Origin of the sequence: Streptococcus sp. NLAE-zl-C503, assembly GCF_900104285.1 — a bacterium.
Classification (GTDB): domain Bacteria; phylum Bacillota; class Bacilli; order Lactobacillales; family Streptococcaceae; genus Streptococcus.
On record NZ_FNJT01000001.1, the window covers coordinates 202,891 to 218,924 of the forward strand.

The following is a 16,034-nucleotide window of genomic DNA, read 5'->3' on the forward strand; positions in this document are numbered from 1 at the left end:
GTTTTATGTATTGTCCTGGGCTATTCTATTGCTCAAGTACAACAGAATTTGAGACAGAATAGTCAAGTTCAGGAAGAGGCGAAGCAAAAACCAGAAGAGAAACAACAGGAACAACTATCTCTTACTGAACAGCAGGTCGAGGACTTTCTAATTGCTTACTATACCAAAAAGGATTTAGAAGAGAATCGTCCGCGATATAAGCCTTTTATGACTGATTCTATGTATCAGGAAACTGTTCAAGAAGAACAAAAGCCAGTCAATCAGACCTATAAGGGGTATGTGGTTGACCAATCTTATGAATCAGGCTCTATCTACATTGATAAAACACATAAAGTTGCTTTAGCTCAGATTAAATATATTAGTACAACCTTAACAGAAAAAGATAATCGAGATTCTAAGGGGCTTACTGGTACCACTAAGGCTACAATTCGGTTGACCTATGTGGAGCAATCAGGGAAGCTATTGATTAATAAAATTGAGCCGATCGTCTTGACTGAAGCAAAGGGGCAAAGTATAGGAACTTATTCAGATACTAGCAGTTCAAGTTCGACTTCAGTTTCCTCTGCTGAACAAACGACCTCATCCAGTAGTAGCCGATAAGGAGAATTGAATGAACAAGAGAATAAATCAACTTGAAAATAAACTCGAAAAAATCAGGAGGGACAAGGCGAAAGCGCAACGACAAAAAGAAGAAGCGACTGACAAAATCAAGAACTACACAGTCCAGGAAAAGGATGTGGAGGCACAACTTTTCGTTGCCCTTTCGGAAGAAAGTGGGCTATCTTATCAGGAAATGAAGGATCTAATCCTTCCAGCACAATCAAGTAACCAAGGAGTGAACCATGTATAAAATTATCAATCAACTGACTAAACAAGAGGAAAAATTTGAGCATCGAGACGAGCTGTTTTCAAAGCTAGAAATCATCAACGAACGAATGAAGAGTAATAAAATGAACGGAATTTATCTACTCTATTCTCTCAATTCTGAAGGTGAAACCCTACAAGAACTTAGTCTCGAAATGCCTTTTGTTGGAATCATTGATCAGTTACTGGAAAATTTTGGTACGAGTGTTGGGAAGAAAAAAAGAGGTTTTCTTCATTTTTGGGCAAAACATAAAGAAAAGACCTCCTCATCAGCCGAACGAGAACCTCAAACAGATCCTGAATTAGAGGATCTAACGTTAAAGGAAGAGGCTGATATGGCTCGACAAAGAATTGCTGAGCTAGTGTCTCAAAAGCCTCAAGATGAGGTTGGAGAGGCAGTGCCTTTGGAAGATAAAATTACCTATTCTTCTAGTGAATGGACTACAGAAAATTTCAGTAGATTGGACGAAAAAGAGGAAGAACGAGTAGAAGATTCACAAGATATTCCTACAGAAGAAGTAGCACCTGTTGTTGAACAATTTAGTCAGAAAGAAAATACAACGATTCCTGATAAAAAGGTTGAATCTTCTTTTTCTCTTTCTCATGCGGCTACAGTAAATTTGTCTTCAGAGGTTATTGATAGCTTTGAGGCTCAGACGATTACTTATAAGCAATCTATTAAAAATAAAATCAAATCTAACGAAGATTTTATCAAGGAAGCAAACGAGGAAATTATTGAGTGCCAAAGTAGAATCGATGAGTTGCAAGAACAGATTTTGGCTAAAGAATCTCAAGCCACTCAATTGAAAGATCTTTATTTCAAAATTGAAGAGGTGAGCTAAAATGGAACAAGAGCAGGTAGTAGCCCAGTTAGGACGGGCAACTCTTGTGACAGGAGAAGTAATTTTAAAAGGTCTTTTCCTGGTGTGCTCTAAAGGAGTTGAAATTTATCAAGCCAGGGGGGAGAATGTAGTCTTTACTGGTGAGACAGACTGGAATAAATTCATGGCAACAGCAGATACCAAAGAAGTCCAGCAATTACTACAAAATGAAGTCAATCTCGAGGCGGTTCGAAAAGAACTCGGCCAATATGGGATTGGCTTCTCTTTTTATACCCACCCGGACGGTAAGACAACTCTCGCTTTCAACGCTAAAGATAAGGGAGTTGTAGAGCAAGCCTTTAAGGATGTCCTAGAAGGCATCACAAGAGATCCTAAAGGATTCAATGAGCGAAACCTTAACAACGGAGAAACAAGCTCATTTGAAGAGAAAATGAAGCATTTTAAAGCGATGGAACAAGAGAAAATTGCTTCCCTACAGGTAAATATTCATACCAAGGAATTTGTTCTTCCGGAAAATATCGAACCACAGATTGGAGGGAAAATGAAGTGATTACAGAAAAGAAGAAACGGAGACTTAGACCATATTTGTTGTTAGGATTAGGTCTATTTTATCTCTTTCATTGGCTCTTTAAACTGTGGCTATTAGCACCAGATACCGATTCAGTAACGGATGTATTTGGACTTGGAAAGCTTAATTGGATGAGCGACCATCTAAGCGATAAATCTTGGCTTGATTTTCAATTCACACCAACTTCTTTATTGATTGGTATGAGTGGATTTCTGATTGCTTTTTTGCTGTATTTGAGGGTAACGGATACAGGTACGTACAGGTATGGGGAGGAACATGGATCAGCTCGCTTTGCGACAAGAGAAGAGTTGATGAGATTCCGAGACGAAGAACCTGAAAAGAATATGATTTTCACTCAAAATAGCCAGATGGGACTATTTAATAACCGATTGAGCTTTGAAAATCAGATTAATAAAAATGTCTTGGTATATGGAGGTACGGGGGACTGGAAGACACGGAGTTTTGTAAAGCCAAATTTATTACAAGGGAACTCTAGCTTTGTGATAACGGATACCAAAGGACTTCTCATTCATGAGACTGGGAAATCTCTACTGGGAAAAGACTATGAGATGAAAATTTTTGATCTGATTACCTTTCTGAATTCCGATGGTTTCAACGTTTTTAGATATGTTCATAATGAAATGGATATAGACCGAGTGTCAGAGGCAATCACGGAATCTCTGAATAGAAATGGTCATGAAAGCGATCCTTTCTGGCCGGCGGCCAATAAGCTTCTGATGCGTTCTCTTATTGGCTATCTTTATTTTGATAGCCGGCTTGATCATTATATGCCAAATCTAGGTCAAGTCACGGATATGATTCGGGAATTGAGACGGAATCATCCAGAGGCGGAAAGTCCAGTTGAATTAATGTTTGAAGATTTGGAGCGTAGATTGCCGGGGAATTATGCTTGTAGGCAGTGGAGCTTGTTTAATAAAAACTTTGATGGTCAGACACGAGCTTCTGTTTATGCCATTTTTGCGACTACTTTCTCAGTGTTTGACCATGAACAGCTGAGAAAGATTATTGAAAAAGACACGCTGGAGATTGAGAAATGGAATATAGAAAAGACTGCTGTCTTCATTCATATTCCAGAAGTAGACCCAGCTTATCAGTTTTTGTCTGCCCTTCTTTTTAGTACCATTTTTGATGTCTTGATAAAGACTGCAGATGCAATTTTGCTAGGTGAGCATCCAACAAAGTCTAAAAAGGATTTACTGCATGTTCAGATAGAGGGGGATGAGTTTGGACAGATTGGCAAGATTCCTAATCTGCCACCGATTATCTCTGTTATTCGGTCTCGAGAAATCTCTATTAAAATGATGGTTCAATCTCAAAGTCAGATTGAAGTATTATACGGTAAAGAGAACACGAAAACGATTATCAATAACTGTGGGGCTATTCTTTATCTGGGAACAAATGATCCGGATACTTTGAGAGCTTTATCTGAGCGATCTGGTAAGCAGACTTTGAATGATCAGAACTATAGCGAGAGCAGGGGAAGAAATGGCAGTAGTTCCAAGCAGAACTCCAAAATTGGTCGGGAATTGTTGACACCGCATGAAGTTGCTACAATTGGAACAACGGAAGCCCTACTCTTCCTATCCAAACAAAATGTTTTTAGGGATCAAAAATTTAACCTGGATACGCATCCGAGAGCCTATCTCTTAAGTAATGGCCCAAACGATAACAACTGGTATCGTTACAAGCGCTATCTAAGCGATATTGATGAGTGGAAAGACCAGGTTGGGGAAGAAAATGTTATTCATATTGGGATTAAGGAAGTCGAGGAAGTTCCTCTCAAAGTGAGTTAGGAATCTTTGGATACACCACTTTCTATAAGTTGACTATCTTTTCTTCAGATGAACTTAAGTTGATGGTAACTAGGAACCAGAGCGCAGAATATATCTTAGTATTTTATGATATAATAAGTGGAGAATTTTGAAGGAGGACATAGATGGCAGTTTCAAAATTTTATGCTGTGTGGCGCAAGAAATCAGGAGAAGAAGAGATTGTGAATGCTTTTCAAGCACTCGCTCTCAAGGGGCGAGCACAAATTATCACGACGCCGAAAGAACAGGCGACTCTTTTTGATTTGGAAACGGGGCTCAAGGTTAATCCAAGAAGTAGCCAGAAAAAAGATGGTCGCTATGTAGGTCAACCATACTTTAGTTACTATCCAGGTGAAGAGAGCCCGTTAAAGGGATTAGAAAGTAGCTTTGAGTATTCCTCTGAGATGAATGCTTTTATCGAGGCTTTCAAGACTATTGAGAAATTTCAGATTGAATATGACAATCATACGGCTTATATTTTTCCTAAAGCTATTTCTCTGATGCAACGGATAGTGTTTGAAGATGAAGATTTTATTATTCTAAAGCTCTTGATTGATATCGATGAGACTTATCCTTATTCTGAATACTACCGTTTAAATGGTCAACTAGGTATTGAATTTTATAAAACGAGTAGACCAGAACCTGTTAAACGGATAAAATTAGCTAAAGAAGGTATTCCCTTGTTTGAAGCTAAAGCTCATTTCCCTAAATCTACTAAGATCTCTGTACCTAAAGAATTTACTTCACCTGAACAGGTTAAAAGTGTTGCTGATAGAGTTAGGAAAGTTTATCAGGAAACAAACTATAAACTGTATGGGAGTTTTGATAAATACCATTTAGAGGCATTTGTCTTTTTAGATGATAATGAAAGGAAGTACCAAACTTTGAAAACTTATGAGGAGCAGTGTAAGGAACTCAAGGAAGAAATTGCTCAATTAGAGTCATCCTACAATGAAAAAAATAAGGAAGTTAAGCAACTTTCAGAGGCGATTGGACAGGCTAAAACACGCTTGAGAAAGTATCACGAAAAGGAGGAGTATTACAAGAAGTTAGAAAAGGAGAATCAAAAACTGGAAGATGCTAATCAGAGACTGAAGCAGGAAAAAGGAGAAATTCTCTCTGAAAATCAACGTCTAACCAATGAATCACAGCGTTTACGTAAACTGAAAAATGCAGCACAAGAGGAGACAAAGTCTTTACGAGAACGTTCGTTCTTACAACGACTTTTTAATAAATAACAAATAGCAGGTAATGAAACAGTTCTGAAAACAGAGCTGTTTTTTTGATGAGGAGAATCAAATGGAATTAGAGCAATTGAAGCAACGACGAGATGAGCTTGTTAAAGAGAATCAGTGGATGGATAACTTAATTAAGGAGAAGGAAGAAGAGCTATGGGAAGTGAAAGTGAGAACAATTGCGGCTTCTGAGTTAGCTAGATCGGCATTGGAATCGGCTTTACGTTCCGCAGGTATCGTAGATACCTTTTACGGCCCAGATAACGGAAAGAAAGGAAACGAAATAGAATGAATACACTACCACAAAAACAATTTAAACGAATGAAGCGTGAAGTTGAGGAAGAAACTGCTCGAGGGATTGGTTATTTTGAGGGGATTTTAGAACATATTCCTTCTTACCCCCTATCTGAATCCGTAAAAGAGTTGGCTTTATCTGGCTGGATTACTCCTCATACAGATGTCATCGATGTCCAAAATATGATTGTTACAGAATCTATAAAATGGATGAATTATCAAGATTTCAAAGAAGTTGCTCCCTACTTATTTTCCTACCCTCGAGAGCAACGAGAGAAAGATTTATTGGTTCGACCAGTGAAGATTTCCAGAGAGTATTTTGAGGAATTAAAGGCTAATGCAGAAGAATTATTTCATTTGAAGCAAGACTTGCTTCAGATTAATAATCAATTAGATGCTAAAATCCAGGAATTGGAGATGGATCAGCTACCAAATGGTGATCAGGTCATTGGAGTTGATCTGGAAGCTGAGGAGGTATTGTTACTACGAACTTCAGAAAATGCTCAAGTTGAGGAGTGGGAAGTTCGTAAAGATGGCTTGATTACTGATTATCGTTCCAATCTTTCAGAATCAGCTCAAATTGTAGAGGTTTTACTTGAAATGAAGAGTTCAGAGATTGATACTATTCTCTACGAGGAAGTAATCAACTATTCCAAGAGAACTTGGCCAGATTCGGAGCCAATACAACTTCCAGAAAGTATCAAGGAAATGTTGAATCAAGAAGCTAAGCTTGATCCATCATATTATCAAATAGCCCAGTTTGAAACATTAAGACAAGCCTATATCTATGGGATGATTTCACCTATCTTTCAGGAACATTTCCCTCATTATTCAGATTTCGTTAGGAACTATGTCGAAGATAGGGAACAATATGAATTTTTCGACTATCGTACAGAAGCAGTCTCTCTAGCTCAGGAAATCTTAGTCCCCCGTTTAGACGATATTAATCGGATTTTAAGCACTAACAATCAGGAGCTAATTGTTCAAGAAGTCACTGGGTATTCTCAGGGTGAAAGCTGGGAACTGGCCTATTTGCGAGATACAAATACGGAAGATAGAGAATCAGTTCAGTTCTATCTTGAAAGTGAGATTGGAGCTTGGTATAAGGGAAGTTTGACAGAGTTGGCTGTCATCCGCTTTGATGATATTGATTTAGAGAAAGGATTTAATGGCCATCAGGAAGCAGTCTATCATATCGATGAGAACTTGTTAGTTCATGATAAGCTAAAACAAGCCCAACTCCATTTTCCTGATTTAAAACGTTTTGTAGAAGCAGAAGAGCTTGAAAAAGAGCGAACACAAGATGTATTAGAAAAAGAAGTGCCAGAATTTTCATTGTAGAGGAGGCAAGAGATGGCATTAACTAAAGAAGCAGCTAAAAATATATCTATCATTTCTGTTGCGGAACAGCTGGGAATGAGGCTAAAGCGCACGGGAGCCTATAGTTATACGTGGACAGAGCATGATTCGTTTGTAATCGATGCAAAGAAGAATGACTTTCATTGGAATTCTCGATCAGAATTTGGAGATGTGATTCAACTAGTTCAAACTATCCAGGGTGTTACTTACAAGGAAGCGATGCACTTCTTGGAAACAGGAGAATTTAAGAAAGTGGATTTGGCGGTTCAGATAGCCCCAAAAGAGCCCTTTTACTATAATCTGGAAAAATATGAGCATCAGGATTTCAAGGCTTCTAGAAGCTACCTGAAGACTCAGAGAGGCCTTTCAGATGACACGATTAATTTCTTTTTGAGTCAGGGGAGTATGGCGGAGGCAACCCGAAAAAAAGGAGACTATTTTGAGCCTGTGATTGTCTTTAAATATAAAGACAACACAGGCTTTTTAGCTGGCGCTAGTCTCCAGGGAATAGTAGAGAATCGAGTGCACTATCCAGAACGTGGTCGCTTAAAACAAATTATGAGAAATTCAGATGGACAACTGGGATTTTCAATTGATATTGGAACCCCTAAACGTTTGGTCTTTGCGGAAGCTCCAATTGATTTAATGAGCTACTATGAGCTTCATAAGTATACGCTTCAGGATGTCCGCTTAGTGGCTATGGATGGTGTCAAAGAGGGCATCATTAGCCGACGTTTTATGGAATTGTATGCAGAGATGAACGGTAAATTCTATCAAATAGATCAGAATACTGGAAAAGCTCTAGAAACTGTCGTCAACACAACGGATTATTTCAAAGATGGTCGGTATCAAGATGTGATTACGTTGGCTGTAGACAATGATGCTGCAGGACAGAATTTTATCACCCGATTGCAGGAAAAGGGGATTCCAGTACAGATTGCGATTCCTCCTATTGTTCAGGAAAATCAGGAAAAGGAAGATTGGAATGATTTCCTGAAAAAAGGGAATGAAGTTTCTAAGGATCTGGCGCACGTTTACATAGCAGATGAAAAGTCCTGGCATTACCAGGGCTTTTTTGAGAAGGAAATAGCTCTTGCAAAAGCGCAAGAGCTAACTGCAGATGATGTAAAAGCCTTTGTCTCAGCTAGGCAGCTGACGAAGGAAGAAGTCCATCAGGAATATACAAGGATTGTCAATCAAGAGAAAGAAAGGAAACATACTATGTCGGAAGTACATGAAGCAGGGGCTGAGTATGAAGCAGAAAAGCCAGATAATAGTCGCTTGGCGCAAGCTAGACGAAAGCTAGAGCGACTCAAAGGAGAAGCTGATGAGGCAATCAATGCGGCCTATTCTCATCAATCCCTAACGAATGGCCAGCCTATGAATAATAAACGAGGAGGGGGCCGTTTTATGCAGAAGCAAGAACAAATTGAAAATCGTGTCTTCTCTAAATTGGATGAAATCAAGGAACAAGAAGAGCGAATTGAAAGGCTCCAGGAAAGAGAAGACCGAAAAGCAGCAGGTCTCAACCGGCAGGGGAATGGTCTGGAGATGAGTGTCCAAAATATTCCCCGTATTCGGGAAGAAATTGAGAAGGCAGAACGTGGGGAATCGAGTTATAGGCCTGAAACTATCAAGCGTTACAAAAAGGAATTAGAACGCCTAGAAGCCATTCAAGATAAAGTTGATGGACTGGTTATTCAACTAGAGACACAAGCTTTAATTGATTCTGGAGAGGTCAAGCAGTGGGCTAAGCAGCCAAATATCTACTTCGTAAAAGGGCTACGTCGAGTTGCTTTAGAATTGACGGAGGAAGGTAGATTTGAACTATCTCCTAAATATCTCCCTAATACGGATGAAGAAAAAGAGATGGTGAACAAGTTGCTGTCCAATCAGAAGAGACGTGAGGATGAGACTCAAAAATCAGCTCTGACTCCAGATACTAGTAATCTATCTCCAGAAGATTTAGAATGGCTGAAGCAGAACTGGGATAATATCAGCTTCTCAGTAGAGCCTAAAAAACAGATGGTTATTGATTCAGATAAAACGGTAACCTTTGAAAAACCTTCCAATCCTCTTGGAGATACTTATGAAGCGCAGGAACAAATTCAGAGCACAGAAAAAGCTCCTGAGAGTACTCAGGAGCAAAATATGAATTCAGAGTATCAAAAAAATGAGAGGACCAATGGTAGTCAGGGGTCTTTACAGCCCAAGGCTGAAGGCAGTCCCACACCCGTACCAGAAGTTGGTACCTTTGAACGCTCTGTTACCAGTCGCCCTACGTTATCCTCTCATTTATTATATTTTAGCATAAATGAAGAGTTTCAGTCAAGTAATGATGGACATTATCATTCTATTTCCTCGAATGAATTAGCTAAATTGAATCGTCCAATTCGTAGTCAAACTATTCAGAATGCAGCGCAGTATTATTTGGATGAATTGGCTAACTCTAAGATTTATTATGTCACCCCTGATAAGACTGTACAAGTGAATTTTGAAGAGAAACACTTCATGCACTTAACAGGGATTAAGCCACTTGCACCAGGGCAGACACCTGAAAAAACTTTACGTGATTTTGCAGAGGGAAAAGGGCACTTTGATAATATTCTTTTGGCTAATAATGATGCAGCTTTTGACAAAATCAACGTCTTGCCAGATCTTTCAGTCGCAACAGAAAGTACATCTTTCTATTTTGATGATTTAACTAATCTTAGACGATATAATGGGCGCTTTGACAGCCTTATAAAATCTGATGATAAAGATATTATTTTACTGTTTAAAGAGCTGGAAGAAGAAAATTATATTCCAGTATCAGTATTTCAATCCAGAGCAAAACTGGTCAAAGAACTGGAGACTGTAGATAAAACGCCTATTCTCGCTGTATTCCGTGAACGTAATGGCCACATTGAACAGCTATCGATCAATGAGGACTACATCAAGGATGGGGGCAAAGAATTACAATCCATTATGAAAAATGGCTTGTTTGAGGAACTACGGACTAATGAGACTGACAAGAATAACTATATGATTCGCCTCCAATGGGCAGAAAAGCATGATGGTGGGCCAATTTTACCTTTTAGTGAAACAGAGTTGATTGATTATCAGTCTTTTGCAACAGAGCTATATAAGCAGAATAATATCTATTACGAAAAGCATCATGCGAGTGTAAGTGATCGAATGAACCAGGTAGAAGGTGCTTCCTATACTCCTTTTACAAAGGTTCAATTTGCTTTATACAGCCCTGACGGCGAACTGATTCAGGATGGCATCCGTTATGATATTGGGGATGAGATTAACCCAATCGCTCATAAAGAAAAACTTGGTACACGAGAAATGCGAGAGCATCCAGAGTTGATGAAGATAGATGGGGCATTATTCACTCCGTATCATCTAGAGAGATTAGCGAGTGAGTTAGATATTTCTCAGTTTAGTTACGCTTTGGAAGATACTCCTTACACAGATCAACTTCTATCCCAACTCCCTTATGGAAATTTAGAAAATAGTCCAATTGGATTTACAGATAGTAGTCATGATGGTCGTCTTGGATTTATCTCTTTTGATGGAATGGATAGTGTTGAGGTCGAAAATCTATCTGCTTGGTTTGAGAAGTTGGGAGTCAAGGACTCACCTATGGAACAATTGCCCCTTATTGAAAAATGGCAAAAAGAAATCAAGGGTTTATCAGAAAAAGTTGAACAAACGATCTCCACAGTTCGAGAAGAATTTGAGAAATCACAAGTCAAAAATTTGCAAAATACACCAGATAATCCATACGAAAAAATTTATCAGTATAACCGAAAAGATGAGAGGGATCGTGATTTGGATGGTGATGGTATTTCCAACTCCGATGAGATGTTGCAAGGAACAGATCCATACAATGCTGCTTCTAACCTTCATAAAAAGCAGGAAGATCGAGAAAGAAGGACAGATGCCGAAGTAGCTGCAGGTGCTATTATTATCGAAGAAGTTGCTACTAAAAATTCGGAACAAACCATTTCCCAGTTGGTCGCAAATAAAGATACAAAAGCTTTAGCTGAACACTTGAAAGAGGGAATGAAGAACTATTTGGATTCAGAACAGTTTAAATCTTTCTTGGATACGATGAGTAAGTTTCATAACTACTCCCTCAACAATATTCATTTGCTGAAGATGCAAAATCCTAATGTTTCCCGTGTTGCAAGTTTTAATAAATGGAAAACGGATTTTGAAAGAACAGTTAAAAAGGGTTCTAAAGCTCTGAAAATCTGGGTTCCGTATCAAGTGAAAACTAAGATTTCTGCTAATCAAAATGAGTTGAGTTTTTCTCCATCTGAGAATGAAATGGAAGAGAAGGAAGTCACAGTTACTCGATTCAAGTTAGGGAATGTCTTTGATATATCTCAAACAGAAGGAAAAGAATTGCCAAAAGCAATTAATGAATTGACTGGTTCTGTTAAAGATTATGAAGATTTATATCGAGCAGCCAAAGCAGTTTCGATGGATAATCAGGTTTCTATCAGTTTTGAAGATATAAAAAGAGAGAGCGCAAATGGTTATTACTCTCCAGATGAAAATCGAATTGTCATTTCAAAAGGATTAAAGGGGCAAGAACATATTCTAAAAACCATTTTTCATGAAATGGCTCACTCAGATTTACACAGAGGAACTAATGCACAATATGGTGATGACCAATACCGTAAGCAAGAATTACAAGCTGAAAGTGTGGCCTATGTCGTAGCTAATCATTTTGGTTTTGATACTAGTAGCTACAGTTTTGGATATTTGGCTATTTGGGCAAAAGATAAAAATGGTTTTGAAGATATGGTAGAGCAACTGCAGGTTGTCCAGAAGGAAGCAAAAAGTTTGATTGATCGAATGGATGCTAAGTTGGAACTGGTGAAAAATAAAAGCGTAACGAAAGATAAATTTTCTGATAAACTCCAACAGGCAAAAGAAAAATCTGAGCAGTTGGGTAATCAAAAGGCGGAGGCTGTAAAGCAGGTGGAAGAAAAAAAGTTCCTGAGCAGCCCTCACTAATGGAGGCACTAACCCGTCGGAAGAAAAACAAAAAAGGAGAAACAGAAGATGATTGAAAATCTAAGACAAGAAACTTTTGATATTTTAATGGAGATATTTTTTGAGAATGAGGCTACAGATTCGCCAAAAGTGAATGAAGTCAACCAGCATATTTCTCGTAAAGAATGCCTCTACATTCTTCGTAGAGATATGCGAATCAAAACAAACTATGAGTTAGAAGAAGTAGAAATGTATCCCATTGCACTTAAAGAAATTGAAGGGATGAGTGATGAAAGATTTGAGCAACTAAAAGACGAAATTCTTAAAATGGAGCAGGTTGATACAATGGAGCTTCTATTGGAAGACTTAAAAGTTTAGTCAAACTTTTCCCCTCGTGATAGAACAACATTCCTGCTTGCAGGGATTAGGGGATTGGGGATTTCCCCAAAAATTTAAAAAGTCAAGAATGGTCAGGTCGTGCACGCTGACCATCTTTGACCTTTTTAAAAACAGCATTTGGGTACCCAAGTGCTATGCTTGCCAGAAGAAAAGGGGCCCTAGGCCCTCAAGCGAAAAAGTAAGAAGAAGGGATATTTTTTTTGAACAATAGAGAAAAACGAAAACGAATGATTCAGAAGAAAATTCGTTTAACGGAAGAAGAGGAACGATTTATTTCAACAAAGGTTGCAGAATCTGGAATGACAAATTTTAATGCCTTTGCCCGAATTATGTTGATTATGGGGGAGGTCAAAATCTTAAATTTTGAAGAATTGAAAGAATTGCGAAAGGAAATAAATCGAATAGGGGTCAATATAAATCAGGTCGCAAAAAAGGTGAATGAAGATGATCAGGCCAATCTAAATGAATTGAGTCAGATTCTTGAATTGCAGAAACATTTGAAAGATACTGTCAATCAATTTATTCAAAAACAGGAAAATCAAACAAAGGAACAAGAGCGATGGTTGTAACAAAAGTTCTCCAGATAAAAGGAGTGGGTTCATTAGGACGATCTACAAAATATATTGAGGATGAAGCCAAGACGGTCGAGCTGACTGATACAAAAAGTTTGAATAATGCTTTACGCTATATCGAGAATCCATCTAAAACGAGTTTCTTGGAACAAGATGAACAGCTTGAATTTCCAGCAGTGGTCAAAGATGGTCGAGTAGTCAAGCAACTGGTATCTACTTATGGAATTACAGATGCCAGCACAGCGACAGAAGAATTTCTTTTGACAAAAAAGAATGCGGCTCAACGAGCAGGGACAAAAGAACTATCTGATATTCAAAACCCGAATCGAGTTTTGGCTCATCATATCATCCAATCATTTTCGCCTGAAGATGATTTGACTCCACAAGAAATTCATGAGATTGGTCGTAAAACAATTTTAGAATTGACTGGTGGTCAACATGAATTTGTCATTGCAACACACATGGATAAGGGGCACATTCATAACCACATCATTTTCAATTCTACTAATTCTGTAACCTTAAATAAATTTCGCTGGCAGAAAGGAACGAAAAAAAGTTTAGAGAATATTTCAGATAAGTATGCGGATTTAGCTGGAGCTAAAATTCTCAAAGAGAGATTATGGACTAATCGAAAAACCTATCATGCCTATCGCAAAAAAAATTCTTTTCGCTATGAGATTAAATCTCGTTTAGATTTCCTTTTAAAACATTCAACCTCATTAGAAGATTTCAAATCGAAGGCTCAAGCATTAAATCTTGTAGTTGATACTTCAGGAAAGGAAATAAAATATCGTTTAACTGATCAGGAACAAACAAGAAATGTTAGGGATCGTACACTGTCCAAAAAAGGAAATTATTCTTTAGAGAAAATTTCTGAGAGAGTGGTTGGTAACGAGGTGACCTTCTCTGTTGATGAAATTAAATTTGAATATGAAAAAATGGTTGCGGAACGAGAAGATGATTTTGAAATGAGAATCACAGTTGAAGAATGGCAGGTGATGGAAGAAACAAAAAATGGGATCTATCTTGAAATGGAATTTGGGATTAGAAATAAGGGAACCATTCTTATTCCAGCTCATCAGATTGAAAAAGCAGAAGATGGCTCTTATGAAATTTTTATCAGAAAAAATGACTTCTACTATTTTGTTAATCCTGAACACGCTGATAAGAATCGTTACATGAAGGGAGAAACAGTCGCTTCCCAGTTGTCGTATGATAATGGAGAAATGATTATCCGAAAAAATCCTAAAATCTCAACTTTGGATCAGCTTGTTCGTGAATATAATTATCTATCCGCTCATGGAGTGACAGAAGGACAGCAATTTGATGAATTGTTAAATCGTTTTGAAGAAGAACTAGAAGAAGTAGATAACTTGCTTGATAAATTAGATCAACGCTTGGGTGAGCTTAATAAAATTCAGTCTGCATTTCTTGCATTGGAATCAAGCAATCCTCAGGAAGTGAAACTAGCTGTTTCTATTCTGAAAGACTTGAGAGTAGATCCTAGCACTCGCAAGGCTGAGATTGATAAACTTGTTAAAGAGGCTACCTTTGAACGCCAGGCTTTGTATCAACGAGTAGAAGCAATTACAAAAGATTATAAGCTACATCAAGACATTGAGAAAAATGTGGAGCAGCGTAAGGATAGAGAAACTTCATTACAAAAATAAATATAAATATAATTATAAACATATTGACAAATATAATTATAATGGTATAATAGAAGTATAGAAAATAACAAGGAGATAGGTAGATGGCAGAAAAATCTCATTGCAAAATTTGCGGTTGCACTTGGAACAATGCTTGCTATACTCCTGACAAAGGAGCTTGTTGGTGGATAGATGAAGAAGAAACAATGTGTAGTCATTGCTATTACGGATGGAATGGAGAAATAGAATGAAAATTATTACTTTTGCTGCTATTAAAGGCGGTGTTGGAAAAACAACTTTAACATTTAATTATGGGGAATGGCTGGCTAAGAAAGGGCATAAAGTTCTCTTTATAGACTTAGACCATCAGTGTAATTTGACTCAGTGTTACAATATCTATGAGAGCAAGAATACAATTGCTAATGCTTTTAAAGGTGGCGATGTGGATATTAAGCAAGTCAAGGAAAATATCAGTCTAATTCCAGGTTCAGTTCAGCTTGACACGGTGGAACGAGATCTGGAGAACAGCGATAAGAAAAATATGTTACTTTATCTTTGGCTAGAGGATAACTACGAAAAGAAGAAGTTAGATCAGTTTGACTTTATCTTGATTGATTGTAGACCGGACTTTGCGACAGCTACTAAAAATGCTGTTGCGGTCAGTCACGCTATTATTAGTCCCTTGACTCCTTCAGAGTTTGGTTATAATGCCAAATTCAATCTATCAACTCGGTTAGAAGCATTCAGAAAGGATGTAATTGACTATCGTACAAGGGAATCATACATTACTGCTGAGCTATATTTCTTAGCAAATATGATCCGACCGAACTATGGATCATCAAGAGAGTTACTGGAAGCTCTGGGACTTGAAGCTAAAGAGAAGGGAACAGACAACCTTCTAGGCATCGTACCAGCAAAAGAGCTATTCAATCATTCCACGATTGATAAGATCTCTATTGCAGATATGAAGGAGAATCCTGAGCTTTATCAAAAACACAAAAAGTTTTTCACTGAGCTGGAGCAGACTTTTTCAAAAATTTATGATACAATATAATTATATTTATAAACACAAATACAATTATAAATATAATTAGAAGGAGATTGTCATGGCATTCACACCAAAAGAAAAAGAGATTTCGCAGATTATCGAAGCAACCCATCAACCTGAGCAGATTTCAGATGTAGCCAGCTTTGAAAGTTTTGAACGTAAGAAACAATTTCAGTTTACTTTGAAACCAAGCAATCGGAAAAAATTGGATAAAATTGCTAAAGCGGCTGGTGCAAAGTCTGCATCAGATTACCTTGATAAACTGATTGAAAACCTATCACTATAAATATAAACATAATTGTAATTATAATTTCAATCAAAAAACCTTTCCTTATAGGGAAGGTTTTTATCTTTACTGACAAAAAACATTTGAACTC

General features: G+C 37.7%; 15 protein-coding genes. All 15 read left to right on the forward strand.

The features are described from left to right. Positions 1-48 precede the first annotated feature (48 nt). A complete protein-coding gene (locus BLS46_RS00960; protein ID WP_257365729.1) occupies positions 49-600 on the forward strand; it encodes a hypothetical protein in 552 nt (183 codons plus the stop codon). Between the two features lie 10 nt (positions 601-610). Next, positions 611-850, forward strand: coding sequence for a hypothetical protein (locus tag BLS46_RS00965; RefSeq protein ID WP_093584839.1), 240 nt, complete (start codon positions 611-613; stop codon positions 848-850). Then, positions 843-1,706, forward strand: coding sequence for a hypothetical protein (locus tag BLS46_RS00970; RefSeq protein ID WP_093584842.1), 864 nt, complete (start codon positions 843-845; stop codon positions 1,704-1,706). Before BLS46_RS00965 ends, BLS46_RS00970 begins: the two co-directional genes overlap by 8 nt. Position 1,707: 1 nt before the next feature. Then, on the forward strand, positions 1,708-2,256 hold the full coding sequence (locus tag BLS46_RS00975; RefSeq protein WP_093584845.1) for a DUF3801 domain-containing protein: 549 nt from the start codon (positions 1,708-1,710) through the stop codon (positions 2,254-2,256). Then, positions 2,253-4,088 carry a VirD4-like conjugal transfer protein, CD1115 family gene (locus BLS46_RS00980; protein WP_093584848.1) on the forward strand — a complete coding sequence of 612 codons (1,836 nt, stop codon included), beginning with the start codon at positions 2,253-2,255 and terminating at the stop codon, positions 4,086-4,088. Before BLS46_RS00975 ends, BLS46_RS00980 begins: the two co-directional genes overlap by 4 nt. Positions 4,089-4,231: 143 nt before the next feature. Beyond that, complete coding sequence (locus BLS46_RS00985; RefSeq protein WP_093584851.1) at positions 4,232-5,344, forward strand: SH3 domain-containing protein; 1,113 nt, start codon at positions 4,232-4,234, stop codon at positions 5,342-5,344. Positions 5,345-5,405: 61 nt separating this feature from the next. Then, entirely contained in the window at positions 5,406-5,633 is a 228-nt protein-coding gene (locus BLS46_RS00990) for a hypothetical protein (RefSeq protein WP_093584854.1), read from the forward strand. Further along, on the forward strand, positions 5,630-6,976 hold the full coding sequence (locus tag BLS46_RS00995) for a hypothetical protein (RefSeq protein WP_093584857.1): 1,347 nt from the start codon (positions 5,630-5,632) through the stop codon (positions 6,974-6,976). The genes BLS46_RS00990 and BLS46_RS00995 overlap by 4 nt, the downstream gene beginning before the upstream one ends. A gap of 12 nt (positions 6,977-6,988) precedes the next feature. Next, positions 6,989-12,010 carry a PBECR4 domain-containing protein gene (locus BLS46_RS01000; protein ID WP_093584860.1) on the forward strand — a complete coding sequence of 1,674 codons (5,022 nt, stop codon included), beginning with the start codon at positions 6,989-6,991 and terminating at the stop codon, positions 12,008-12,010. Between the two features lie 48 nt (positions 12,011-12,058). Beyond that, positions 12,059-12,367, forward strand: a complete 309-nt coding sequence (locus BLS46_RS01005; protein ID WP_000572069.1) for a hypothetical protein — start codon at positions 12,059-12,061, stop codon at positions 12,365-12,367. A gap of 221 nt (positions 12,368-12,588) precedes the next feature. Next, positions 12,589-12,957: a plasmid mobilization protein gene (gene mobC / locus BLS46_RS01010; protein ID WP_093584863.1), complete on the forward strand. Its 369-nt coding sequence runs from the start codon at positions 12,589-12,591 to the stop codon at positions 12,955-12,957. Further along, positions 12,948-14,630 carry a helical hairpin domain-containing protein gene (locus BLS46_RS01015; RefSeq protein WP_093584866.1) on the forward strand — a complete coding sequence of 561 codons (1,683 nt, stop codon included), beginning with the start codon at positions 12,948-12,950 and terminating at the stop codon, positions 14,628-14,630. Before mobC ends, BLS46_RS01015 begins: the two co-directional genes overlap by 10 nt. Positions 14,631-14,713: 83 nt before the next feature. Then, the gene (locus tag BLS46_RS01020; RefSeq protein ID WP_050112676.1) at positions 14,714-14,860 is read left to right on the forward strand and encodes a hypothetical protein; all 147 of its coding nucleotides are present in this window, start codon (positions 14,714-14,716) and stop codon (positions 14,858-14,860) included. Beyond that, a complete protein-coding gene (locus BLS46_RS01025; RefSeq protein ID WP_093584869.1) occupies positions 14,857-15,663 on the forward strand; it encodes a ParA family protein in 807 nt (268 codons plus the stop codon). The genes BLS46_RS01020 and BLS46_RS01025 overlap by 4 nt, the downstream gene beginning before the upstream one ends. A gap of 52 nt (positions 15,664-15,715) precedes the next feature. Beyond that, positions 15,716-15,943 carry a hypothetical protein gene (locus tag BLS46_RS01030; protein WP_084911290.1) on the forward strand — a complete coding sequence of 76 codons (228 nt, stop codon included), beginning with the start codon at positions 15,716-15,718 and terminating at the stop codon, positions 15,941-15,943. Positions 15,944-16,034: the final 91 nt, after the last annotated feature.